The sequence below is a fragment of the Marinomonas foliarum genome, from assembly GCF_016906065.1.
In the GTDB taxonomy this organism is placed as follows: Bacteria; Pseudomonadota; Gammaproteobacteria; order Pseudomonadales; family Marinomonadaceae; genus Marinomonas; species Marinomonas foliarum.
Window position 1 is genome coordinate 2,225,129 of record NZ_CP070273.1, and the last position, 24,330, is coordinate 2,249,458.

Consider the following 24,330-nt stretch of genomic DNA (forward strand, 5'->3'; position numbering starts at 1 on the left):
GACAATACGGCAATAAAAGATAAAAAAAAAAGCGTCAGGACTCTATATGCCTTTGGAGGTAGTTGCGCATTTTTGTACTTCAGGAGAAAGAGATAGCACTAAAAAAGTATTAGACTATGGTTTGGGCCCGCTATGGTATTGTTCTTGAGAATGATGGGAAGAACTCGACATATTGTTTCGCTGTTGCGAATAAAATAATGGATCAACATAAACCTAGCAAAAACGAGCTGTTATTTAATGGCTCGCAATGACATGGTTAATAGCTTTTGAAATTAGGTCTTTTTTCACCAATGTGCTTTTCACTGGTTTATCAAACCAGAAGTCCATTGGTTGATCAAAACCGATGCCGTGCATGTAGTTGTAGAGCGCTTTTCGCAGTCCGTCGCCAAGCATGTCGTGATCGGTTCCCGTTGGATCGGTGAAGTCCACGTCGTTTTCTGCGAACAAAATATCAGGGCGTTCTACGAGAGTGATGCCATATTCTTCCGGGTTAATACCAATTGGGCTGTGTGCTGTGGCGGCGAATCTATGCCAGAAAGCCGATTGAAAACAGCCTTGCGCCATCATCTGACGCACCATGTCTAAAGCGTCTATGGTTTCTTGCTCAGTTTGTGTCGGGAAGCCATACATCAAATAAGAATGCACCAGAATATCCGCATCACTGAAGGCTTTGGTTACGCGAGCGACTTGTTCGACGCTCACGCCTTTTTTCATCAGCTTAAGCAATCGATCCGACGCGACTTCAAGGCCACCACTGACCGCGATACAACCAGAATCCGCCAATAACTGACAGCGCTCTGGTGTGAAGGTTTTTTCAAAACGAATATTGCCCCACCAACTGATCACCACGCCGCGTTCGATTAGGCGTCTTGCTAAGGCAAACAAGGCTTTTGGCGGAGCGGCTTCGTCAACAAAATGGAAACCTGTTTGTCCGGTTTCTGCGATCAATTCTTCAATACGGTCCACCAATATATCGGCGCCTGCCGCATCGTAGCGATCGATGTAATCCAATGTCACGTCACAGAAACTGCATTTGCGCCAGTAACAGCCGTGGGCAATGGTGAGCTTGTTCCAGCGGCCATCACTCCAGATTCGGTGCATCGGATTGAGCATTTCACACAGGGACAAGTATTCGGTTAACGGCAAACCGTCGTAAATCGGTGTGCCGACATCAGTTTGCGGGATATCGTGAAGCTCGGCGTTTTCATTGTAGTGAACGAATGGCTCGCCATTTTCGTCTTCAGCGAGGAAGTAAGTACGCACTAACTCGTCGATTTCACGCTTTCCGTCAAAGAATTCCAGCAAGGTCATAAAAGGACGTTCGCCATCATCAAGGCAGAGGAAATCGACAAACTCAAACACGCGAGGGTCTTTCAGTGCACGTAGCTCGGTGTTAATAAAACCACCGCCCAATACCACAGGAAGATCGGGATTAATGCTTTTACAAGTTTGCGCAATACGCAGTGCGCCGAGCATATTACCGGGGAAAGGCACGGTTAATGCCACGACGCTGGGTTGCGTTTCTTCCAGATATTGCTCGACCAATTGCTCGAGGATTTCTGAACTGAAGCTCGGTTCGCCCATCAGCGTATTGTAGAGATCGTCAAAACTTGGGTTAGCTGCCGCTAGACGCTCGCCATAGCGACTGACTTCAAAATACGGATCGACGCCTTGAGTAATCACAGCCGACAAGTCATTAATAAACAAAGTGGCCAGATATTTGGCTTTGTCTTGCACGCCAAGCTGGCCAAAGGCGGTTTTTAAAATGTCGCCTGACACGGCTTCCATCTGTTCTATAGCATCAAACGCAGGCCCTTCAGGCAAGAAACGGCGGGATGTAATACGCAGTGCAAGGCTGGAATCTTTACCTTGTAAAAAACGAATAACCGGTTCAACGCAAAGGCGATAACGATCAAACTCCGCTAAGAAGCTAAATACGGCATCAGGCAGCTCGTCGTCTTCAAATGACTCGAAGTTGTCTTCCACATGCTGGCGGATAATATCCAGCGCAGGGGCTGTCATCATCTCTAAGAATAACTCAATGGCAGGGTCTCGCTGCACCGCCTCATAGCCCCGAGAGCGCAAAAAGCCCGTCAAATACGCCGTTGCTGGGTAGGGCGTATTTAATTGCGTCATGGGTGGAGTCATCAGAAGAACGGTCATAGCCTGCCTTTAAAGTAAAACCTAATCGGAATAGGCGGATTCTAGCATTTAAAAAGAGTTCCAACCTTTTTTAAATGCTGTTTTTCTAGCTGTTCTTTAGTTCAAGGATTATGAATTAAGACGTTTTCTAATGAAGGTAGAATTGGGGCTGCCCATAGCGGCATGTTGATACTATGGGCATTTTTCAGAAACTATTTTTTTTTAATTTTTATTCATTGTGTTGTTAATAAAATTAATTATATCGTTGTTAAATCGAGTGCTTTCTTCAAAAAATGGAGAGTGTCCTGAGTTTTCATATATTTTGCTCTGACTAGTAGAATTAAGCTCTTTAACTCTCTTTAGAGATGCGTTGGGGTTAACCAAAGCATCATGAGCGCCATAAATTAAAAGAAAAGGTTTGGTTAGCTTGCCTAGGCCATTCACAACATCCACATTCATACTTGGAACGGTTTTTTGCATGTTAAAAGATGCTGTCGCAGCATTGGCCAATAAAAGCTCAAAAGTCTCGGTATCAGGTTGTGTATTAAAGCATAAGCGTATGAAGTGACGTTCAGCTTCAAGATGTGTTTTTAGGTCTTCATCTGCCATACCACTATAAGTCTTTGGATGAGGTGTGATTTGTCCAGCCGCTAACTCAATCACTCCACCAACATACATAACACCCGCGATATGAGAGTCGCCATAGGTTGCTAAATAGCTACTGATGACAGATCCCCCTAGAGACCAGCCAACTAATATTGGCTTTTGTGGTGATGTGGTTTTAACCGACTCAATCACTGCGGCTAAATCATCGCCCCATAAACGACCATTTTGATATGATTCGATTGCCTCAGGTTGATCAGATAATCCATGACCACGAAGATCAAATGTAATTAAACGGTTTTTTGCCAGCTGAGGGTCATTAATTTGCGAACTCCAGCTTAAATGGCTGCCAAGCAGACCGTGAACAAAAATGATAGGTATTCCTTCTGGAGCCCCAGATTCTTGTACAGCAAGAGATACGCCATCGGCAGAAACCACTTTATAATTCTGATCACTAGCGAAAGCCAATGGAGTAAAAAACATTAAGAAAAACGAGTAGAGTAAGCTACTCAAAGCGAGCTTACGTGCGATTTTTATCATAAGATATATCCTTAGTTTAAGATTAAAAACGCAGTCTAAACCCTAACACTAATGTGAGAGTCAACGTAAAATTTGAGTATTCTATGCAAAACAGAAAACCAACAGGAACGATCACTATTGGCAATTTAGCTAAGCGATCAGGTGTCAGTGTGAGATCTATTCGACACTATGAAGAAGAGGGCGTATTAACATGCTATCGTGGAGATAATGGCTATCGTTTTTTTTCGATAGAAGCGATTACTCAGGTAAGGCAAATTCAGCGTTTGATTTCTTTTGGTTTCAATCTCAAAGATATACGTACTTTCCCCGAATGCATGAGACTAGTAGAAGGCGCTGAATTTTGTGAAGAAACACTCAGCGCTCAACAGTCACTGCTACAATCTATCGATCATCAAATAGAGACATTAGAAGAGCGTAAATATCAGCTACTGAAAACGATGTCAGAGAACATTTCCCAAGCATCATCGGTTATAGATGAAAGGTAATAGGTGTATAGATTAGGATTTACAGTGTTGTCGAACGGAAAGCATAATAGTCAACAAGTAGCTCGCATCTGTTCTATAGCATCAAACGCAGGGCCTTCAGGTAAAAAACGGCGGGATGTAATACGCAGTGCAAGGCTGGAACCTTTACCTTGTAAAAAGCGAATAACCGGTTAAACACAAAGACGATAGCGATCAAACTCCGCTAAGAAGCTAAATACGGCATCAGGCAGCTCGTCGTCTTCAAATGATTCAAAATTGTCTTCTACGTGCTGGCGGATAATATCCAGCGCAGGGGCTGTCATCATCTCTAAGAATAACTCAATGGCCTCGCTGCACCGCCTCATAGCCCCGAGAGCGCAAAAAGCCCGTCAAATACGCCGTTGCTGGGTAGGGCGTATTTAATTGCGTCATGGGTGGAGTCATCAGAAGAACGGTCATAGCCTGCCTTTAAAGTAAAACCTAATCGGAATAGGCGGATTCTAGCAAATGACCTGCACAAAAGCCCCGTGAATTCGGGGCTGGTGCCCGTTTATATTAGATAATACTAGCGAATAATGGCAATTATCACATCCATGACATTGGTATTTGTTGGGCCAGTAATAAAGATCGCATCCTGTTCACGCAAGTAGGTCCCTGCGTCAGCGCGTTTCAATGCATCTCGAACCGCGTGCATATCTTTTGCTGTTGAGCCATCTACAATACCGCCAGCTGCGTCGGTTGGACCATCACTGCCGTCAGTGCCGGCAACCAGCACCAATATGTTATCGCGACCAACGATGTTTTCTGCAATGCCTAGTGCCAGCGCTTGGTTACGGCCACCGTTGCCGGGGTTTTCGGGTAGCTTAACCGTTGGCTCTCCGCCAAAAATGTACACACCCGGTTCGGCATCTATTAGTTGCTGACCAATATAAGAAGACAGTATTTCAACATCGTCATACAGGTTTTCTGTATTTTCGATAACGTGATAGCCAAGCTCTGTTGCTTTGTTGGCCGCTGCTTCTCGGGCGACTTGGTTGGTACCAATTAAGGCAACGCTGGCAGCCGATGGACAGCGTTTAATTGACCCAGTGCCAGAGCCAATGGTACCAATGTCATCGCCTTCCACGTCGGAAATAGCCAGTACGCGGACGTCAGCACCTTTAAATTTTTCGAGTAACTTACCGTCTTTGACCAAAGAGGTTTCTTTGCGGCGGGTATTGATCTGACCAATATTATAGCCAGCTGCAAGCATTTGATCTGTTAGCTTTTGCCAGTCTTCCAAGCTGACATCGTCAGGCAGAGCTTCAGATAAAGCCGATGCGCCACCAGAGACTAAAAGAAGTAATTTACTACCTGCTTGCATGTCTGTGACCGTAGAGAGTATTTGCTTGCCAGCGTCTAATGAGTGTTGATCTGGAACAGGATGAGCTGACTCAAGAACCGTTACGTTGGTTGCATTCCACATAGTTTGGTCTGTGTGATCGTACTTTGTGACTAATAACGCAGGGCAATCGTTACCTAGTGCCGCTAAGGCACCTGCACACATGCCACTGGCTGCTTTACCGACGGCTATGATTTGATCTGGCGTGAAGTCAGTAAAGCTTTCTACTGCACGGTACGTTGCATTGTAGCCAGCCACCGCATTGATCGCAGCGTCAAAAATAGACACAGCAGAGTTTTTATCATGTGAATGCAAACCTGTTCTCCCTTACTTGCCTCAGAGGCATAAACTAAAAAACCGCATCAACAGGACAGAGTCACGCCCTTAGATGCGGTTTTTTGAATGTCTAACGACAGTATTACTTAATTACCAAGTGGCCCTTGCAGACCATTTTGAGCAAGTAACGTCGTGTAGATATTCGAGTTCAATACCATCATCTCCGAGTATTCAGCAACAAGTGCCGCGCGTTTGTCTGTGTCTTCGGTTGCGTTAATTGCTCCCCAGTATGCCGCAATTTGTGTTGCGCTGTCAGCTAGTTGCTTGATTTGCTCAGCTGATAACGCTTTAACAGAACTCGCGTTTACTTTGCCCACGCCGTTGACCGTCTTAGTACCACCGTTGGTGAAACCTTTAGGCAAATCGCCTGTTAGGTTAATCACTTTACCGTGTTGAATCACACTTAGGATTTGATCAACCGCTTGCTTAGCGCCTTCGACGCGAGAAACGTGTTCTGTGTCTGCCGCCGCATGTGGTAGAAGTTCCATTTTGCCTACGTGCTTTTCGTAGATGTTGCGGTAAGGAACCATTGGGCCAGATAATTCGCCAGTAGCTGGGTCTTTAAACAAATCCGCATCGATTGCTGCGTAACGGATTTGGCCGCTTGCTAAGGCAGCGTCTAACGCTTCGATGTCAACTACTTCGCCACGGTCGTAGTTAACTAGCACGGCACCTTGTTTCATTGCAGAGAAAACGTCTGCATTGATGATGTCAGAGTTGCTGAACTTGCCAGTATCAGCATTGAATGCACCTAGGCCAGTGTGTGGGCTAAGTACGTCAGCGTCTTGTGCTGCTTCAACGATGCTAGAGGCGTAAGTGAAGCCTTCAGACTCGATCCATTTCTGGTGCGCAGGACGAGCGTATACAGATACCTTCATACCAAATGCAGCGCCTAGTTTCGCTACTTCACGACCGATGTTGCCGTAACCAACAACAGCAAGCTTCTTACCTTCAAGCTTAGTCGTTGGGAACTCTGCAAGGTTCTTACCTGTGTCGAAGTCACCCGCCACAACGCGATCGTGCATGGCAGAAACTTGTAGATCAGGAAGCACTTTAAGCAGCGCTTTCATTGCCGCTTGTGCGGTTGCACGAGAGTTGAAGCTTGGTGTGTTCATCAGTGGTGCAACACCACCTTCACCGTTACCGCCGCCCCAGCTAGCAGAGCCCATGTTGCCAGTGCCCGCACCGATACGTACGCCACCTAACTCGAACTTAGATTCCGCTGGGAAGAATGTCGCTGCAGCGATCACAGCGTCGTATTGGCCTTCGCCCGTTTCAGCTAATAGCTCGTCTTCACGGCTTAGGCTTGGCTGGTAGAAGAAATGTACTTTACCTTTTGCCAAGTCGCCTGTTTCAGCAACAGAGCCGAAATGGAACTCACCGCCTTGAGATTTGATGTAAGCTGCAACTTCGCTGCAATCCGCGTTGCCGTCAGCATCGAATACCATGCCAACAAGATCAGCAATCAGTACTTTGTAAGCACGGTTAGCGTCGTCTACACGAACGTCAGCAGCATTTGATGCAGAAACGGCGCTTTCGAAAGACTCGCCTTGTTCAGCTAGCAATTCTTCAAGAACCGCATTTTTCGCACGTAGGTAGCAGTACTGAATGTTTTCGAGTAGCGCCGTGATGTCTTGTGAAGGACGGATACCGCCGATCCATGCGCGGTAGTCGCCTGGCGTACCTGGGAATGCGTTTACGTAACGAGCAACGTCTAGACCTTTCTCGTGCGCACCGTCAGTATGAGTGATACCTTCGTAGCCTAACATTTGCTTCGACTTAGCAATGATGCGAGCGTGAACGTCTGCGTCTGTGATGTCACCATCCGTCACTTTGAGAAGCGTTACGGCTGCACCACGAGAATCTGCATTAGATACACCAAGTTCGAACAAGTCGCTGCTTGCTATCCAGCTGTCTACAGACTGGCGGTTTGCTGCAGAACGCGCATTCAGTGCGTAAACATCACCTATCATGCGTTCGTTGCGAAGGATCGCAAAGGTGGTTTCGGCAAACGCTAAGGTGCTGAAGGTATTAATGATACCGCCAAGCATTTGGTCTTTTTCTGCATCGTAGATTGGGCCAAGATCAGTGGTTTTTTCACTGGTCAGTGGTTCTTTTGCGTCACGTGGCACTGCAATTTTAAGCTGACGAGGAATCGCCCAAGAAGGGTCTTTCTGGTTCGCATTGATCAGTGCTAAGGCAGGTTTAGTCAAAGAAACGATGAAGTAACCAGAAATACCGCCGATGGCTTTTTGGAACGGCATGAATAGGTTGCATTTTGTTAGTACGCCATCCACCAACTCTTTCGCCCAAGGCATAGCACCAAGTAGGGACGTTGCATCGATTACGGCGTGGTGTTCTTCTGGGTTAGCGTCAATCCAAGCCAATAAGTTGGCAATTTCTTGCTCTGTGTAAGTGGTCGCGCCTGTTGTTTCATGGCCCACACCGAAGAACAATTTAACGCCTTTTTCGATTAGGAAGTCAGCACTTGGAATCGCGCCTTCGCCTTCAGCAAAGATAATACGGTTTTCGTCACCGTTAGTCGCATAACGCTGTAATTCTGTTAGCTGAGTGCCCCAAGATTGACGAAAGAAACCGCCAGCCTTGCCTTCAGCCGATTCAGGCTTAGGCGTATCAACGTACACAATTTGAGAGGCATCGTTTGCAGTCATTAAATGCAGAGCTGCTGCGGTAAAGCCACTGTGACCACCACCAAGACCAACCGCCATACGGTTGGCTTTAGGAAAACCAAAGTAGCGGTGAATTTCACGCATCATGTCATTTAGGACTTTGTCTGCAGGGTAGCCACGGTGCATGCCACGACCGATTTCCGCAGTAGTGAAACTACCAATGCGATTACCTTTGTCGTCTAGTTTTGGGTAGTTTTCTTCTATCCAAGCGTCAAATTCAAAACGAAGTTGACGAGCATCCACTTCGTTTAATGTCATGTCTGTAATAGGACCAACGCCGAAGAACTGGTTGCTAGTAGCCTGAGGAGCGCCTTTTTGTGTCAGAGAAAGCGCACTCGCGCGAGCGGCTTTAAGTTGCTCAATTGAAGTCATCGTTTTCATTACCTGCAAGATAGTTTATACGTTCGCTCTGGCTTTAATGGCTATTCTAAGACCAGGCAGAGAAGAGTCCCTGTCCTTCCCCACAGATAAGAATGTTTACCCATGGACATTATCCAAACAGAGCATGGTTTTATTTTTTAAACACAAAACGATAAATGAGAATCTTTATTACGTTGTGCTAGTGCAGCAGTGTAATCTTGTTCAACGACATGAAAGTGTTCTGAAAACGCCAAAATAATGCGTGTCCCCTACAAATGGACGCAATTAATCGACTTAAAAGTGAAAAAGCGCACTTTATGGCACTAGGGGAAGGAGAAAGTGGGTGGCATGCTCGTATTAGAATGGTGAAATACGAGCTTTAAAGATTATTCAAGAATGGGCTTCAAATAGTCTAGGCCAAGTTGCTGCATTTGCTGTTCAACCCAATCGACTCTTTGACGAAGATAATAGGTTAGCTCGTTAGGGTTTCGAGTACGGGGACTTGGTAGCATGATGGCCAAGCGAGCTGCTTGGTTCATGGTGAGCTTGCTGGCGGATCTGCCAAAATAATGCTGGCTTGCGGCTTCGACACCATAAATGCCTTGGCCAAACTCAGCGATATTCAAATACACTTCAAGAATACGCTTCTTGCCCCATAGTGTTTCAAGGCCAATGGCAAAGCCTGCTTCTAATCCTTTGCGAATAAAACTTCGACCAGACCAAAGGAAAAGATTTTTTGCCGTTTGCTGGGTAATAGTGCTCGCACCACGAAGACCTTGTCCATCATCGTATTGGTCAAGCGCCTTACTTATCGCGGTAAAATCAACGCCGAAGTGATTGGGAAAGCGTTGGTCTTCGGAAGCAACCACGGCGAGTGGCATATAGGGCGGTAGCTTATCAATGCTGATCCAATCTTGAGTGACTGGATAAGGGCTTTGCAACATAAACGCTGTGGTTGGCGGTGGTATAAAGCGAAACACCAATAAAACAAGAATCAGCAATAGCAAAGCGCGCCAAAGAATGGTCCAAGTCTTTTTGAAAATACCCTGTTTACGCTTTGCCATTTATTCTCTCTTAATGATTCGAACGAGGCTTTCTAGCCCGCGACAACCAAGAGTATAAACAATAACAGTGGTAAATCTTTAATGAATCTTTAGTTTTTGCTGCGCAGACTCTATACCTCGATTCCTGTAGCATTCGTCCACCAAAATTTTACCGTCCGCAACATCGGATTTCACCTTACATTATAGCAATAGGACATTGCCAAATGGCCGACTTTAAAACCCATTTTACGGTGGCAGCCATACTCAGCGCACCATTGGCAGCCAGCACCTTTATTATGGGCTTTGCCAATATGAACGAGGCCATTTTTTACGCCTTGGCTGGCACCCTTGGTGGATTATTGCCTGATATCGATGCCGATGATTCTGCCGCTATTCGTCTGATATTTCGGCTCTTTGGCGCCTTGGCTGGTGGTCTGGCAATTGCGTTTGGCATGGAGAAACTGATTCATTGGCAGGTACTCGCCTTAGCGATTGTCAGTTATTTAGTGGTACGTTTCCCTATCCAATGGGTGTTTGAGCAATTTACTATACATAGGGGGACGTTGCACAGTCTGCTGGCCAATATGATGTTTGCCATGCTTGCCGTTCCTATTACTTATCACTTGTTCGCTCTTGAAGTGAAAACCGCTTGGGGGATTGGTGGTTTTATCTTCTTGGGTGCGACCATCCATCTCATACTTGATGAGTTATACAGTATTGAGCTGTCTGGCATGCGTATCAAACGCTCGTTTGGCACCGCGATGAAGCTCACCGATTGGGGTGAGCCGCTGGCGTCGCTGGTGTTGTTGCTCTGCTGCGTAGTGGGTTATTGGTTAAGCCCAAGCGCAGAAGCTTGGATAACAGCCTTTACTTGGTGGCCGGAGAACGTACAGTTATCAGAATGGTTTATACAAGAGCTAAACGAGTTACGTCAGCTCTGGGGTTAGGGGATAAATGGGTTCAGCGGATCAAGGCTGGCTTATGAAGACATAACCCAGTCTGTCGCTTCTTTCTTACGCTTGAACACCTTAATGTCTGCAGAGATAAACCAGCTAATTACACGAATTAGTCTGTTCTGCCAACGGCTTTTGCCGTAGATGGCAATGCGATTGAACTCACCGCCAAGTCTCTGACTTAATAAAAATTCCGACCAAGCGCTTTTAATGCTCCAGCCTTCAAACTCACTAATATCCACCAATAAACCCGCATAAGGGGAATGTATAGTGTACAGCGCCGCCTCTAGCTTAGGCGTGATGCTTTCGAAATCCATGTCGCTTGGGTGACCTGAGGTTTTCACATTAAGTAACAGCTTGTCGTTATAACGCTTTGCATTCAGTGAAACACCATTTGTGTAAGTAGACATAATTAGCTCCTAAAAAGCGCTTATCAATAGTGTTACTTTAGAACAAAATTGCCAGTAGGAAAGTTGATTAACTCAGCATAGATAGTCAGCAAGCAGCGTGTAATTTGCGCTTTTTGCTAAAAGTGTCAGTAAAGACAATAGAAAAAGGGAGAATCTCTATAATGTAGCCACCTAACGTGGATACATTTGCTTGAGTGTTGTTATGCCTAGGCACATATTATTGGCCTAGGCGTTTGCAAAGTAATGATGATTAGTTTGATCTTAATCAATAACAGTTGGCGAATTTAAGCTGTTTGTTGGGACAGCACACTGCGGCGGAATTGCAGGATAACCAATATAATCAAAAACCCTACCGCCAAGCAGAACGGAAACAGCACTGTCGTCACAGAGTAGGCTTCCAGCGCCACCACAGAGCACACATTACGTAAAATCATAATAATGAAGAAAACACGGCTGTCTTCAAAGGGGCGGTGATAAACTTTTCGAAAGGTGGGGCCAAAGCCTATCATATCGATCGTGGTCAGAATCAGGACTGCCCACAGGGGATCATTTGTTACGTACCACAGAGGCAGTGATGCCAAGGCAAGAGCCAAACATCCCCAGTCTAATTTAGTGATAGTGGCATCACCGCGCTTAATATACGCTAAGAAGGCAATGAAAATCGTAATAAAGCCCGATAGCCCGATGGGCCATGCGCCCACGCCGCCCTCGGCTTCTAGCTGAGCAAAGAATACAATGGTAGTGGTAATGCCCCAAATGACCCATGAAAATACATGAGGTTTCACCTTGCCTCGCAGGATCAGCGCAATATAAGGCACAAAACCAACCATCGCTAACGCAATAGCAATGCCACTAAAAACAAGCTTTATATTAAAATCCATCTGTCTTTCCTGCCTCATCCATCATAGTAACACTCGATTCTACCGACTTCATTGTTAAACAGACGGACAAAATACGTCAAATTTGCACCAAAATAGGTCGTTTAAAGTGAGTTATGGATTGTCTATTAAGTGATAGCCAAAATGGCTTCTAGCGCCCAATTTTTAAACACATCTAAATTGTCCAATTGTTCTTTGAGATGTTTTACAATCCAGAGACCATCCAAGACTCAGCACACCATAGAAGGGCAATGGCCAAATGAATCCATCGAACAAGGAAGTGGGCTCCAACTTAGTGGGAAAAGGCGTATTGTTATGCCTAGCCGCGATGTTGGTATTCGCGTCACAAGATGCCGTGACGAAAATCCTCGTGCAGGATATGTCCGTAGCGCAAGTGGTATTAGTGCGCTATTGGGTATTTGCCCTGTTTGCCATCGTTTGGGTATCACGCACCAGCACTATTCGCCATGCATTACGTTCAGTTCGTCCTAAGTTACAAGTATTGCGCTCCATATTATCCATCGCAGAGATTGCGATTTTTAATTTGGCTCTGCGTTATCTTGGCTTGGCAGAATCCCATTCGTTGATGGCGGCATTCCCATTGATGGCGATTGCCTTGGCGGCCCCCATCCTAGGAGAACGGGTAAGCATGAAATCGTGGTTAGCGGTTTGTGTCGGCTTTGCCGGAACGCTTATTATTCTTCGGCCTGGGTTGGACGTCTTTAAACCTGAGTCATTGATACCATTAACTGCAGCCCTGTGCTTTGCCTGTTACCATATCGTGACTCGTCAGGTGAGTTCAGCGGGTGATGGTTTTCATACCAACATACTGTATATGGCGTTGATCGGCTTCGTGTGTGCAACCCTCTTTGGTGTGACGGCATGGCGTGTACCAAGCATGCAGGAATGGATGCTATTGGCCGTGGTCTCGATTATGAGTGTCGCCGCGCAGCTTTTGTTAGTGAAAGCGCTAGAGTATGCACCAGCCTCGGTATTACAGCCGTTCAACTACAGCTTACTGGTGTTTGCCACCATTATTGGCTTCTTAGTATTTAGCGAACTACCAGACAGGTGGACCATAGTAGGAGCGGGCATTGTCATTGCCAGTGGACTGTACGTGATCTACCTACAGCGTACTCGTGAATAGTTTTTTATATGCACCCGAATCCCTACAGCCCGATATGGCAGTGGGGAATGACAGTTTTAAAGAAAATATTAAACGCTGACTGGCAGGCGAGTCTCGCCTATGAAGCGCGGTAGGGAACCGAGTCAGACGGATTAAATTTCCATCAGCCCAATTGACCCTAATTGTTAGACCTCAGCGATCAATATTGTTGAACTTGATTTCTACCTAACGCTTTTGCTTTATACAAAGCAAAGTCTGATTTGGTGTAAAGCTGCTCAAAAGAGGCTTTGCTATCTTCGGTTACGAGGCCGACAGATATGCTTAAAAAGACAGTGTGTCCATTTATCTTAAGAGGTGTCGCGGCGATCTGTTCTCGAATTCGATTGATAATGTTGAAGGCTATTTCCTGATCAGTATTGCGAAGAAAGATAGCGAATTCCTCGCCGCCAACTCTGCCAAATATATCGTATTGTCTCAGTTGTGTTGTTGCCAGCTTAGTAACATGCTGCAACGCTGCATCTCCAATTTGGTGACCAAATTCATCATTAACTTTTTTGAAAAGGTCTAAATCAATTAACGCCATTGTCGAGTAGGTTCCAGCGTGTCGATTGCGTTTTAGCTCATTCTCGACTGAATTGACAAAACCTCGGCGATTGGCACACCCAGTCAGCTCATCGACGAGAGCAAGCTCGCTGAGCTTTTCTAATGTATTTTCCAGCCCACCCTGAAGGATTTTTTGTTTGGTGATTTCTTTCATCTGAACTAAAAGAAAGCGGGACTCATTGACTTGCTCAGAAAATAAATACCAACGACCATCCATGAAATCGACTTCAAAAATTCGAAACGGGCGCGATCTTCTCATTTTATGGGCATAGTGTAAAAAGGCATTAACATCCTTAGAATCAATTTTCGCTCCACGGCCATTCGAGTAGTTTAGTCGAACAATTTCCTCAAACGATCTGCCTATGAGTTGTTCTTTAGGGTGGTAATTTAGCTCAGCGAAGGCTGAATTACAGAATATAAGTATGTCGTCTTGATCATATATACCGTAGCCGTCTTGGCTAAGCTCGATAAACTCGTTAATCATTTGAGCGCGTACTCCAAGTAATGACTCACAAAACTCAATCACTGTATAAAACATAAGGTGTTCATTGGCATAACTATAGCAGGGGTTAAGCAAGGCAACCCAAAATGCTATTCTGATTTTTAAATCTTGTGTCATCAGTGCAGAGGAAGACTTTTTTATCTGCCAGCGATATATCGAACTGAATCCTGTTAGAGCTAATATGGTTGGTCATCCTGCTGACTACAAATGGTCGAGCTATCGCTTTCACGCCCAGGAGTCACTGGATCTACAAAGTGAGCTTTGGCAGCCACATGAGCTTTATCTCAAGCTTTATTCAAATACCACATCCCAGAAGAAGAACTCGGACGGATTCGATCCGCTACGCATTCAGATATGGCATTGGGGAATAACAGGTTTAAAGAAGAGATTGAAAAGCTAACGGGCAGGAGAGTTTCGCCTGTAAAGCGAGGGCGGAAGCCAAGTAAGAAGGCTTAATTTTTATCTGGCCCCAATTGTTGAATTTTCATCTGACCCCAATTGTTGACCCCAATTGTTATAGCTCTCATAGCCCGAAAAATCATCACAAATGAAATAAATGGACGTTAGATTAATTTTGCACCTATGTGCAAAATTAATTTTTATGCAATCAGGTTGTCATATTGACCGGTTACTGTTCCGCTTGTTTTTTGGAAATCGCATCATACCTGTTTCACTGTCACTTTTAGGAAAACTCATGAATCGTTATTCTCTCATCGCCTCAGCAACTATCGCCTTGTTGGGTGCGTCTAGTAGCCTCGCTCAGTCTGTTGAATATCAATACAGCAGCAAGGCAACTTATGTACCTAAACAAGATTTAAACAGCTACGAAGCCGTACCTAATGGTTATGAAATTGCTTATACGCAATTGGTTGAACGCCACGGAGCACGTGCATTATCAAGTCCAAAATACGATATATTGACTAAGCAAGTATGGACGTTGGCGAAACAACGCGGTCAATTAACAGAGCTAGGTGAAAAACTTGGGCCGATCACCGACCAAGTAACCGCCGCAAACAAAACTCTAGGCTACGGCTTACTCACAAAAATTGGTGAAGAAGAGCCTTCAGGTATTGCCACACGTATGGCTGAGCGTTTGCCACTGTTCATGCGGAATACATCTCAACAGCCAGTCTGCATCCAGGTGCAAACATCAGGTAAAGCGCGGGCCAATCAAACGGCCCATTTCTTCATGCAGTCGCTTGCAAAAGACGTTAATTATGTAAGTGATGATGCGGCGCAGTGTTATCAAGCCCAAACACAAGCCAATAAAATTGATAAGAAGATGGTCAATAAATACGAGCTTTACTCCCACAAAACCAATCCAGCAAAAAACGCCAATTATCAAGAGTACAAAGGCAATTATGAAGCGTATAAAGCGTTTAAAAAATCAGACAAGCTAGAGGCGGTCTTTGATGAGCTCGCAAGACTGCCGCAAACTAAGTTATTAGCTCGTGAGATGCTAGAGCGCATTTATACCAAAGAGTTTGTCGATTTCCTTGAGCATCAAATTTCTGATGACAAAAACTGCGATGTGGCGGCTGGAAATTGCTTTAAAACCAATACTCGTAAACCAGATGAAACAGAAGACGATTGGAAGTACGTGCAAAACGAAGTCGATGCGGCATCCAAGCTTTACAACATGTTTATTATCGCGCCTGGGATGTTGCGAGAGGCCCAAGCACAAGGTGGTGAATGGGATCTGAAACAGTTTATTACGCCAGAAGAGTCCGCTTGGTTCGCTTACCAGTCTGATGCGGAAGATTTCTATGAAAAAGGGCCAAGCTTTGCGGATGGCCATGGTGTGACTTACAACATTGCGAAGCCCCTGCTAAAAGACATGTTCAATGAAATGGACGCCGTTGCAAACAACCGCCAAGCGGTTAAGCATGTCGCCAAACTTCGTTTTGCCCACGCGGAGCAAATTATGCCCTTGGCGGCGCTTCTGCATGTCGAAGGCAGCCAGAAATCCGCGTCCCCTGATGAACTTTATAGCCAAGCAAATAATGCATGGCGTGGCGGCTGGGTAACGCCTTACTCTGCGAACATTCAATGGGATTTGTTTAAAAGCAAAAAACCGAATAGTGCCACTTTGGTGAAGATGCTCTACAACGAAAAAGAAATCGGCTTTAAAGACGATTGTAACGTCTTTCCAGGCACTCAATATTTCTACAGTTTAAGCGAACTAAAACGTTGCTATGGCGATGAGTTAAGCCCTCTATAGCGGTACATCACCACTTTCAGTACTAAATGAACTCTTTATTAAATTATAAACACTTTTCAATAAGGTGGGGTTGCTGTTGTCTAGCGGCACGGACAAACCTCACCGAGGAACCTCACAATGAACAAGACAATTCTAGCAACCGCAATGCTTTCTTCTCTCACGACTACTTCCGTTATGGCAGCCACCATTGTTGATCAAGACGGCTTTAAATATAAACTGAATGGAGACATCCAAATCCAATTGCAAAAAGACAATGGTGAAGATAAAAATCTCTACGTGAATTTTGATTCTTTGAAACTTGATAACAAAATTTCTTATCAACTCACCAAGGACCTGAGTGCTTTTGGTCGAATTAAGTTTGATTTTGATGACGCGGCTAACGATGACGAAGATCAAAATAGCGCGGCACTCAAAGACGCTTATGTCGGTTTTGCTTACCGTGATACTGCGCTGTCGGTTGGTAAGCAAGATTACGCTACGGATGAGTTTGGTGTGGCGGAGGACTATGAGATGGACTCGGACGATGTGGCTTTTGATGAAACGGGTGGCGACGACGTGATCTTAGTAAACTTCGACCTAGACAAAGTTAACCTTATGCTTTCGACGGAATTACGAGCAGAAGGTGAAGACAGTGAAGGCGAGCAGTCATTTGATGCGTTTGCATCGTTTAATGTTTCAAACGTGGAATTCGCCGTCGCCTATCAAAATCGTGAGGAAGCAATTCATGGCGATAAGATGGACTCGTATGGTGTGAGTGCCAAATACGATGCCGGCTTTGCGACCTTCGCAGCAGACTACTCGGAAGCGAAAGACACGTTAAAAGTCTATAACCTCGTGGCCATGTTTGACGTAACCGACTCGACCACCATGGTGCTTGGTTATGTGAATAATAAACCTGAATCGGATGAAGAAGTTTATGAGTGGTATACCAACGTGACGTATGCGTTTCCTGAGTTTAAAGACGTAAAAGTCTTTGCAGAGCTTTCTAACACAAACAAAGAAGGCGCGGAAATAGCCTACGTTGCAGGCACGGAAATCGAATTTTAAACTTGGACTCATGCCCTACTTTCCGGTAGGGCACTGAAATTGTGAAATTGTGAAATTGGGGTCAGATGAAAATAGAAAACGGGTCGCCAGCTTGACTCAATAAGTGTTTACCCTAAGATATCGGCTAGTCTGATATTTATGAACAGGATGTTCGTATCAGCGTTTTTTCAGTAAAGCTTATTTCAAAGGAGTGAAATATGGCGAGGCTTCCACGACTTTGTCCGATTGGTATCCCGCAACACATTATCCAACGTGGCAACAACCGCCAAGTGTGTTCTGCCAGTGAAGATGACTTCATCGCTTATGTACATTGGCTAACGGAATACGCTCAAGAGTTTGACGTTAAAGTGCATGCATGGGTCTTGATGACCAATCACGTACATTTACTTGCAACGCCAATGACCGAGGGCGGTATCTCGAAGATGATGCAAGCACTGGGACGCCGCTATGTCCGTTACTTCAACTACACCTATCAAAGAACCGGTACATTGTGGGAGGGGCGATTTAAATCTTGTGTCATCAATGCTGAAGAATACTTTTTTATCTGCCAGCGATACATCGAACTGAATCCCGTTAGAGCTAATATGGTTGGTCATCCTGCTGACTACAAATGGTCGAGCTATCGCTTTCACGCGCAGGAGTCACTGGATCTACAAAGTGAGCTTTGGCAACCGCATGAACTTTATCTCAAGCTTAGCTTTCAGCAGGAAACGCGAGCGAAGCGTTATCAAGCCTTATTCAAATACCACATCCCAGAAGAAGAGCTTGGCCGGATTCGATCCGCTACGCATTCAGATATGGCACTGGGGAATGACAGATTCAAAGAAGAGATTGAGAAGTTAACGGGTAGGCGAGTGACGCCAAGAAAGCGTGGTAGGAAACCAAGCCAGATGGATTAAATTTTCATCTGACCCCAATTGTTACCAAACTTAGCTTAGTAATACTGTATTTTTGAAAAAATTTTCATTTTCTTTTAATATTTTATTGTTCTTAGATGCTCTATAAGATGCATACCAGTCCATAAGACTGTACACAACTGAATTTGAACGGCATATATTTCTACTGAAATCCTCGTTATTATTTACATCTTCTAAAAGTGTTAATAGCTGAGGCGTGCTTAAATATGAAACTCGATGAAAAGGGCTGTGTTCATAATCATCACTTTTCCCCATTAATTCAGAATGCAACCTAGTGAATTCATCTAAGGTTTTGTTGATTTTATCTATGGGTTCAATAGCGGATTCATTGCTCACACTAAATTTTGTATTATAAAGACCATGTAAAATGCTACTTTTGATATTATCACATTGTAGTGATGCCATATCCTCAAGAGATAAAATCAATTTAAAAATATCACGGCCATCTAAATTTATTTTTTTAGTATTGTTTGGGTTTTTTATTTCACCTTCATTTAGTAATATTAATTCAATAGTAGTCAGTTGGTTTATTGATTTTATAAAACTTAATGTCGTATCAATAAGTAAATGTAGAGGACTTCCAGATAGAGAATCTTTTGTTAATCCTTTTTTCTTAACTTCTATCAAAAAAATATAATCATTAGACTCTACAATAAAGTCACATTCACCTTGATTGCGATTAGTTTCTGTGATTTTTTTCATGTATTCGGGAGATAGGTATTCAAAGCTATGATGATATTTAACATTTGATGCTTCAAAATTCTCCTTTATGAAATTCTCTAATGCAAATCCTAAATTTTGTTCTGTTTTAGGATTGTATTTATCAGAAATTTTCAAAAGAGCACGATATTTTGCCATGTTATATGTTGCTATGTTGGTGATAATATAGCAACTTTTAATTCTAATTAATGGAGTTTCTTTGATGTTAGATTTAGTCGAATCAAAAGGAGATAAATAGTTTTTATTGATTTCATTTGCTGGTTTTGATATTGAGTTTAACATCTTTAGTATGTTTTTTGGACTGTCTAAATCTATACACAATCTGAGTATATGATCTTCTGTAAACTCACCAGATAAAGCCCCTTCTTGATATAGATAGTTTTCAAGTTTTTCCATAATTCTAGAGGCCAACATTATTTCAGAAAGACTATCTTTAGTGTTTTTTTCAAGGAGTTCAAAGATTCGAGGAAATATTTTTCTTCCATGTAAGGGAGATAATTGCGGTAAGTAATATATTTCAGGGTATAAAACCCACTCTCTTAGTTTTTTAATTATATTCTCTGAGTCAACATGAATATTCTCCCAAGGAGAAATCTTCTCTACATCAATAATTGTAGCAAGATGAGTGGATAGATTTTGTATTTCATTAAAGAATTTTTCTTGCTCTGCTATTTTTAATTTGCATGTTAGGTTTAAGTTCTTGCAGAATAGATTGAAAACATATCCGTATGGAGTAGATGGTTCTTGAAAAGTCGGAATTGTAGGCCTTTTTTTATAGAAAAAAAACCGTTTTTCATTATCTGAGTAGTTTTTACTTATAACTGAAATAAATTTAACAAAACCTTGTTTTCCAAGTTTTTCTACACGATAGTTTATAGCTGTAGCGAGTCTAACCAGCTCTGGGTCTTCTAGTTTTATATAACCATCAATACTTTCTATATTGAACCCCCTTTTTTTTAGATATAAAAGGGAATTAGCGATAGAAATGTATTCTTCTGGGACCATATGGTCGACTTTTATTTTTTTATACAATAAGTATAAAATAGAAAGCTTAATTGCTTTAATCCATTGATGTTTATTAGTAAAAATAAAAACTTTATCAGTTATGGCATCCCTAATAACCTGAAATATTTGAAGTGACTCATCAATTAGTTCGGATGATTTTGGGTTTAAAACTTTTTCAATTACTAGTTGTTGTCTCGTATTCAGAGAGTCTATACCAATTCCTGAAGAACTATTAAGCAACTTAGACAGTTCGGAATATATGATTTTATAATCACTAAAATCTCCAGAAATTTCATTTTTTATTTCATCCTCAACAAAGCTACTTTTTGCTTCAAGAAAAAGTTGATAGTAGTCATTGGTTGATCCCTTCATTACTTTATTCCTTCTAATTATTTACTGATCAAGTTTACTTGAATCTGAATTCGTATTTAAAGAGATATGCTTAGCAACTTGAAATAAAAAGTGTCGCACTTCGGACCTGAATTCAGGGGCAATTAGGTAGATGAAGCTAAATTCACATTTTAGCAATCTAAAGTCGAGATATATATTCCACATGGCGGACTCACTTTGGACGTCCATTGCCTCAACTAACATACCACTCTTAATAAAACAGCTAAGACGATTGTGAAACGTCATGGCATCCCGAATATCGATCTAATTTGAACCTATTTCGGTCTAATCTGTTTAAGACTTGATTTTTATTTGTGCCAAATGACTCCTTACTAGGTTTTATCGTTTATAATCTATGGTTTTTACATAAAACATAATATTTTCTTTAAATCTGAGGTCATTTCTTTTTCTCTTTTAAATAAATATATATTTATAATTAAGGTTATTAATAGAAGATATGCTATGAAATCAAAAGTATTAAATCTCTTGTTTAAAACTAGAAATTCAAAAAGGCCGTCTTCATTTTTTGTTAAGTACTCTATAACCTCAAGGCTTGTAGATAATAAGATTAATGTTTTAATTATTAGAAAAGCTATGCCAAAAATCCATTGTAAAGATGCGAATCTAGGTTCTGCTTTTTTTTCTAAAATTGACTTTATGCTATTGAAATTCTCTTTATTTTCATTTATAGCTTCAAGAATAATTTCAATATTGATTTTTTCTCTATTTAATTTATTCCATAATTTATATTTGAAGATTCTTTTTATTGATTTTAATAATAGGTATGCCATTGTTAGAAAACTTGATGCTATTGCTATAGAGTAAGAAACAATTAAAAATATGTCCGTATGATTTGGTTCGTTTTTTATTATGTTGCTCGTGATTAAACATGAAAAAATAGTCAATAAGGACATGAAGGTGATTGAAATAGTAATTGGTAAATTGATTTTTCCATTTGTATATAGATAATGAAAAGTTTCTTTTTTCATGGCTTTGTTTAGACTATTTATGAAATTGTCATACTTGCTTTTTCTTGCGAATATTATTTCTTTATTCATTATTTTTTAATTCTCTCTAGTTTTACAGGGTCTCAACAATGCTTTACTGTAATAGGGAGATAAAAAAGCTTGCTGAGTTGCTTACTTCATCAATTGACTATTTTTAGATCTGAGGCGCTCAATGCGCCTCGTCCCAGTTGTCTCCAACTCCCGCTTCCACAAGTAAAGGCACGTCGATTTTGCTGCTGTTTTGCATGATGTCGACGATTTTTGCTTGGGCTTTTTCTAGGTCTTTTTCTGCGACTTCGAAGATGAGTTCATCGTGTACTTGCATGATCATTTTTACGTCTAGGTCGGTGTCCGCTAGCCAGTCGTGCATTTTGATCATGGCGCGTTTGATGATGTCGGCGGCGGAGCCTTGCATGGGGGCGTTGATCGCGGTGCGTTCGGCGGCTTGGCGCATCATGGCGTTTTTCGCTTTGATGTCTGGCAGGTACAAGCGGCGGCCGTAGATGGTTTCCACGTAGCCTTTTTCTTTCGCGCCTTCGCGGGTGTTTTCCATGTATTGTTGCACGCCTGGGTAACGTTCGAAGTAGCGTTTGATGTATTTTCCTGCTTCTGGGCGACCAATGCCAAGCTGTTTCGCTAGACCAAAGGCAGACATGCCGTAGATCAAACCGAAGTTTATGGCTTTGGCGCGGCGACGTTGTTCTGTGGTCACTTCTTCTAAGCTCACTTCGAAGACTTCCGCTGCGGTGGCTTTGTGCACGTCGGCGTCTTTTGTGAAAGCGTCTAATAAGCCCGGATCTTGGGACAGGTGCGCCATGATGCGTAATTCGACTTGCGAGTAGTCGGCCGCCACTAACTTGTAGCCTTTAGGCGCGATAAAAGCTTGGCGAATGCGGCGACCTTCAGCAGAACGAATCGGGATGTTCTGCAAGTTCGGATCGGTCGACGACAAACGGCCTGTCGCGGTAATGGCTTGGTGGTACGAGGTATGAATGCGGCCCGTCTTTTGGATCATCTCTGGCAGTTTGTCTGTGTAAGTGGATTTCAACTTAGACAGGCTGCGGTGTTCCATGATCAAGCGAGGCAGTTCGTAGTCTTGCGCCAGTTCTTGCAAAATTGGTTCGGCAGTAGATGGCTGGCCTTTGGGTGTTTTTTTGATCACCGGCAAACCTTGTTTTTCGAACAAGATAACTTGCAGTTGTTTCGGCGAGCTTAGGTTGAAGCTTTCGCCCGCTTCTTCGTGGGCTTTGATTTCTAGCTCTTGCAGTTTTCCAGCGATTTCAGTGCTTTGCAGGTGCAAGAGTTCTGGGTCGATCAAGGCTCCGGTTTGTTCCATTTTCGCCAATACCGGAATCAGTGGGCATTCAATGTCTTTAAAGATGCTGACCAATTCTGGTGTGGTTTCGATTTTCGGCCAAATGGCTTCATGCAAACGCAAGGTGATGTCGGCGTCTTCAGCTGCGTAAAAGGCAGCCACTTCTAAGTCGATTTGGTTAAAGGTTTTTTGCTTCGCGCCTTTGCCGGCAATGTCTTCGAAGCTCACGTTGGTGTGACCAAGGAATTTGCTCGCCAAGGTGTCCATGTCGTGACGTGAACTTACGGAGTTGTACACGTAAGATTCCAACATGGTGTCGTAGGCAATGCCGCGCAAGGTGATGTCGTAGTTGTTGAGCACGTTGGCGTCGTATTTTAGGTGTTGGCCGACTTTGGCTTTGCTGTCGTCTTCGAGCCAAGGTTTCAGCTGTTCTAACACCCAAGTGCGATCTAGCTGTTCTGGCGCGCCTTCGTAATCGTGAGCCACTGGAACGTAAGCCGCTTCGCCCACTTCTACCGAGAAGGACAAGCCAACCAGTTCGGCGGCCATGTAGTTCAGCGAGGTGGTTTCTGTATCGAAGGCAACCAGTTCAGCGGCTTGGATTTTCTCTAGCCATTTGTTGAAGCTTGCTTTGTCTAAGACGGTGTCGTAGTTGGCTTCGATGTTGGATTTAACCGGTGTTTCCACTTGGCCATTTTGCTCTGAGGAAGCATTACCAACGGTATCGCTGGCGGTTTCTACGCTTGGCGCTTTGTCTAGGTCAGACAACCAAGTTTTGAATTCCAGCTTGGTGAACCATTCACGCAGCTTTTCTTTGTCGGCTTCGCCGTTTTTCAATTCTTGTGGTTCGAAAGGCAGTTCTACGTCGCATTTGATGGTCGCCAAGGTATAAGACAGCTCGGCCATCTCTTTGTTGTCTTCCATTTTTTGCTTCATGGTTTTAGAACCACGGAAGCCCAAGTCAGCGATTTCGTCTAAGCGCGTATAGATGTCTTTGATGCTGCCCAATCCTTGCAACAAGGCAAGGGCGGTTTTTTCGCCTACACCGGGTACGCCTGGGATGTTATCGACTTTGTCACCCATCAATGCGAGGTAATCGATAATAAGTTCAGGCGGAATGCCGAACTTGTCTTTCACGCCTTGGATGTCCATGACGGTGTTGTTCATGGTGTTCACAAGGGTGACTTTGTCGGTAACCAACTGAGCCATGTCTTTATCGCCCGTAGAAACCACCACGTCACGGCCTTGTTCGCCCACTTGTTTGGCGATGGTGCCGATTACGTCGTCGGCTTCTACGTTATCTATGATCACCAGCGGCAAGCCCATGGCTTCCACCACGCGGTGAATCGGTTCGATTTGCGGGCGTAGGTCGTCTGGCATGGGTGGACGGTGCGCTTTGTATTCGCTGTAGATCTCGTCGCGGAAGGTTTTACCCTTAGCGTCGAAGATGATGACCATAGGGGAATCTGGGTAGGTTTTGATTAGGCTGCGGATCATGCTGATCACACCGCGCGTGGCGTTGGTCGGTTGGCCATCGCTGGTGTGCATAGGTGGAATCGCGTGGAATGCTCGGTAAAGGTAAGACGAGCCGTCTACCAAGATCATTGGTGTTTGTGTTGTAGAATCCGTAGCCAAAATAGAACCTCTTTGTGAATCGGCAAATATGAGGTCTATTCT

Annotated in this window: 18 protein-coding genes; 6 read left to right on the forward strand and 12 right to left on the reverse strand. The window is 43.7% G+C overall.

Going from position 1 to position 24,330, the window contains the following annotated elements:
- Positions 1-234: 234 nt before the first annotated feature.
- Together JSY38_RS10235 and JSY38_RS10240 are read right to left on the reverse strand one after the other, a co-directional pair.
- Positions 235-2,163 carry a B12-binding domain-containing radical SAM protein gene (locus tag JSY38_RS10235; protein ID WP_205113159.1) on the reverse strand — a complete coding sequence of 643 codons (1,929 nt, stop codon included), beginning with the start codon at positions 2,161-2,163 and terminating at the stop codon, positions 235-237.
- 201 nt (positions 2,164-2,364) lie between these two features.
- Positions 2,365-3,285 (reverse strand): alpha/beta fold hydrolase, encoded by a 921-nt coding sequence (locus tag JSY38_RS10240; protein WP_114412063.1) that lies wholly within the window; start codon positions 3,283-3,285, stop codon positions 2,365-2,367.
- Positions 3,286-3,368: 83 nt separating this feature from the next.
- On the opposite strand from JSY38_RS10240, the gene JSY38_RS10245 reads away from it, so the two are divergent.
- A complete protein-coding gene (locus JSY38_RS10245; protein WP_114412064.1) occupies positions 3,369-3,770 on the forward strand; it encodes a MerR family transcriptional regulator in 402 nt (133 codons plus the stop codon).
- Between the two features lie 170 nt (positions 3,771-3,940).
- Here JSY38_RS10245 and JSY38_RS18580 read toward each other — a convergent pair whose 3' ends face one another.
- The 4 genes from JSY38_RS18580 to mtgA form a co-directional block, all read right to left on the reverse strand.
- On the reverse strand, positions 3,941-4,075 hold the full coding sequence (locus JSY38_RS18580; RefSeq protein ID WP_275586979.1) for a hypothetical protein: 135 nt from the start codon (positions 4,073-4,075) through the stop codon (positions 3,941-3,943).
- 239 nt (positions 4,076-4,314) lie between these two features.
- A complete protein-coding gene (locus JSY38_RS10255; protein WP_205113160.1) occupies positions 4,315-5,445 on the reverse strand; it encodes a glycerate kinase type-2 family protein in 1,131 nt (376 codons plus the stop codon).
- A 107-nt stretch (positions 5,446-5,552) separates the two neighbouring features.
- A complete protein-coding gene (locus JSY38_RS10260; protein WP_205113161.1) occupies positions 5,553-8,528 on the reverse strand; it encodes an NAD(P)-dependent oxidoreductase in 2,976 nt (991 codons plus the stop codon).
- Positions 8,529-8,902: 374 nt separating this feature from the next.
- The gene (mtgA, locus tag JSY38_RS10265; protein WP_205113162.1) at positions 8,903-9,580 is read right to left on the reverse strand and encodes a monofunctional biosynthetic peptidoglycan transglycosylase; all 678 of its coding nucleotides are present in this window, start codon (positions 9,578-9,580) and stop codon (positions 8,903-8,905) included.
- Between the two features lie 203 nt (positions 9,581-9,783).
- Here mtgA and JSY38_RS10270 point away from each other — a divergent pair, with 203 nt between their 5' ends.
- A complete protein-coding gene (locus JSY38_RS10270) occupies positions 9,784-10,506 on the forward strand; it encodes a metal-dependent hydrolase (RefSeq protein ID WP_205113163.1) in 723 nt (240 codons plus the stop codon).
- A gap of 32 nt (positions 10,507-10,538) precedes the next feature.
- On the opposite strand, the gene JSY38_RS10275 is transcribed toward JSY38_RS10270, so the two are convergent.
- Positions 10,539-10,922, reverse strand: coding sequence for a SpoIIAA family protein (locus tag JSY38_RS10275; protein WP_114412069.1), 384 nt, complete (start codon positions 10,920-10,922; stop codon positions 10,539-10,541).
- A 284-nt stretch (positions 10,923-11,206) separates the two neighbouring features.
- On the reverse strand, positions 11,207-11,803 hold the full coding sequence (locus JSY38_RS10280) for a hypothetical protein (protein WP_205113164.1): 597 nt from the start codon (positions 11,801-11,803) through the stop codon (positions 11,207-11,209).
- A gap of 256 nt (positions 11,804-12,059) precedes the next feature.
- Between JSY38_RS10280 and JSY38_RS10285 the strand changes: the two genes are divergently transcribed.
- Entirely contained in the window at positions 12,060-12,947 is an 888-nt protein-coding gene (locus JSY38_RS10285; protein WP_205113165.1) for a DMT family transporter, read from the forward strand.
- 178 nt (positions 12,948-13,125) lie between these two features.
- On the opposite strand, the gene JSY38_RS10290 is transcribed toward JSY38_RS10285, so the two are convergent.
- On the reverse strand, positions 13,126-14,067 hold the full coding sequence (locus tag JSY38_RS10290) for a sensor domain-containing diguanylate cyclase (RefSeq protein ID WP_239543942.1): 942 nt from the start codon (positions 14,065-14,067) through the stop codon (positions 13,126-13,128).
- Positions 14,068-14,725: 658 nt separating this feature from the next.
- Between JSY38_RS10290 and JSY38_RS10295 the strand changes: the two genes are divergently transcribed.
- The 3 genes from JSY38_RS10295 to JSY38_RS10305 all read left to right on the forward strand — a co-directional run bounded on the left by JSY38_RS10295 (position 14,726) and on the right by JSY38_RS10305 (position 18,198).
- The gene (locus JSY38_RS10295; protein WP_205113166.1) at positions 14,726-16,252 is read left to right on the forward strand and encodes a histidine-type phosphatase; all 1,527 of its coding nucleotides are present in this window, start codon (positions 14,726-14,728) and stop codon (positions 16,250-16,252) included.
- A 117-nt stretch (positions 16,253-16,369) separates the two neighbouring features.
- On the forward strand, positions 16,370-17,299 hold the full coding sequence (locus tag JSY38_RS10300) for a porin (RefSeq protein ID WP_205113167.1): 930 nt from the start codon (positions 16,370-16,372) through the stop codon (positions 17,297-17,299).
- 197 nt (positions 17,300-17,496) lie between these two features.
- Positions 17,497-18,198 (forward strand): transposase, encoded by a 702-nt coding sequence (locus tag JSY38_RS10305; protein WP_205113168.1) that lies wholly within the window; start codon positions 17,497-17,499, stop codon positions 18,196-18,198.
- A 30-nt stretch (positions 18,199-18,228) separates the two neighbouring features.
- On the opposite strand, the gene JSY38_RS10310 is transcribed toward JSY38_RS10305, so the two are convergent.
- From JSY38_RS10310 to polA, 3 genes are all read right to left on the reverse strand, one after another.
- The gene (locus tag JSY38_RS10310; protein ID WP_205113169.1) at positions 18,229-20,313 is read right to left on the reverse strand and encodes a DUF4143 domain-containing protein; all 2,085 of its coding nucleotides are present in this window, start codon (positions 20,311-20,313) and stop codon (positions 18,229-18,231) included.
- Between the two features lie 380 nt (positions 20,314-20,693).
- On the reverse strand, positions 20,694-21,389 hold the full coding sequence (locus JSY38_RS10315) for a hypothetical protein (protein ID WP_205113170.1): 696 nt from the start codon (positions 21,387-21,389) through the stop codon (positions 20,694-20,696).
- A 118-nt stretch (positions 21,390-21,507) separates the two neighbouring features.
- Positions 21,508-24,258, reverse strand: coding sequence for a DNA polymerase I (gene polA, locus JSY38_RS10320; RefSeq protein WP_205116764.1), 2,751 nt, complete (start codon positions 24,256-24,258; stop codon positions 21,508-21,510).
- Between the last annotated feature and the right edge of the window lie 72 nt (positions 24,259-24,330).

Bases quoted from the DNA above. Each gene is read 5' to 3' on its own strand.
- JSY38_RS18580 (WP_275586979.1), bottom strand. From the start codon at position 4,075: ATGATGACAGCCCCTGCGCTGGATATTATCCGCCAGCACGTAGAAGAC.
- JSY38_RS10280 (WP_205113164.1), bottom strand. From the start codon at position 11,803: ATGGATTTTAATATAAAGCTTGTTTTTAGTGGCATTGCTATTGCGTTA.
- JSY38_RS10305 (WP_205113168.1), top strand. From the start codon at position 17,497: ATGGCGAGGCTTCCACGACTTTGTCCGATTGGTATCCCGCAACACATT.
- JSY38_RS10260 (WP_205113161.1), bottom strand. From the start codon at position 8,528: ATGACTTCAATTGAGCAACTTAAAGCCGCTCGCGCGAGTGCGCTTTCT.
- JSY38_RS10295 (WP_205113166.1), top strand. From the start codon at position 14,726: ATGAATCGTTATTCTCTCATCGCCTCAGCAACTATCGCCTTGTTGGGT.
- JSY38_RS10310 (WP_205113169.1), bottom strand. From the start codon at position 20,313: ATGAAGGGATCAACCAATGACTACTATCAACTTTTTCTTGAAGCAAAA.
- mtgA (WP_205113162.1), bottom strand. From the start codon at position 9,580: ATGGCAAAGCGTAAACAGGGTATTTTCAAAAAGACTTGGACCATTCTT.
- polA (WP_205116764.1), bottom strand. From the start codon at position 24,258: ATGATCTTGGTAGACGGCTCGTCTTACCTTTACCGAGCATTCCACGCG.
- JSY38_RS10235 (WP_205113159.1), bottom strand. From the start codon at position 2,163: ATGACCGTTCTTCTGATGACTCCACCCATGACGCAATTAAATACGCCC.
- JSY38_RS10245 (WP_114412064.1), top strand. From the start codon at position 3,369: ATGCAAAACAGAAAACCAACAGGAACGATCACTATTGGCAATTTAGCT.
- JSY38_RS10285 (WP_205113165.1), top strand. From the start codon at position 12,060: ATGAATCCATCGAACAAGGAAGTGGGCTCCAACTTAGTGGGAAAAGGC.
- JSY38_RS10240 (WP_114412063.1), bottom strand. From the start codon at position 3,285: ATGATAAAAATCGCACGTAAGCTCGCTTTGAGTAGCTTACTCTACTCG.
- JSY38_RS10275 (WP_114412069.1), bottom strand. From the start codon at position 10,922: ATGTCTACTTACACAAATGGTGTTTCACTGAATGCAAAGCGTTATAAC.
- JSY38_RS10300 (WP_205113167.1), top strand. From the start codon at position 16,370: ATGAACAAGACAATTCTAGCAACCGCAATGCTTTCTTCTCTCACGACT.
- JSY38_RS10270 (WP_205113163.1), top strand. From the start codon at position 9,784: ATGGCCGACTTTAAAACCCATTTTACGGTGGCAGCCATACTCAGCGCA.
- JSY38_RS10315 (WP_205113170.1), bottom strand. From the start codon at position 21,389: ATGAATAAAGAAATAATATTCGCAAGAAAAAGCAAGTATGACAATTTC.
- JSY38_RS10290 (WP_239543942.1), bottom strand. From the start codon at position 14,067: ATGTTTTATACAGTGATTGAGTTTTGTGAGTCATTACTTGGAGTACGC.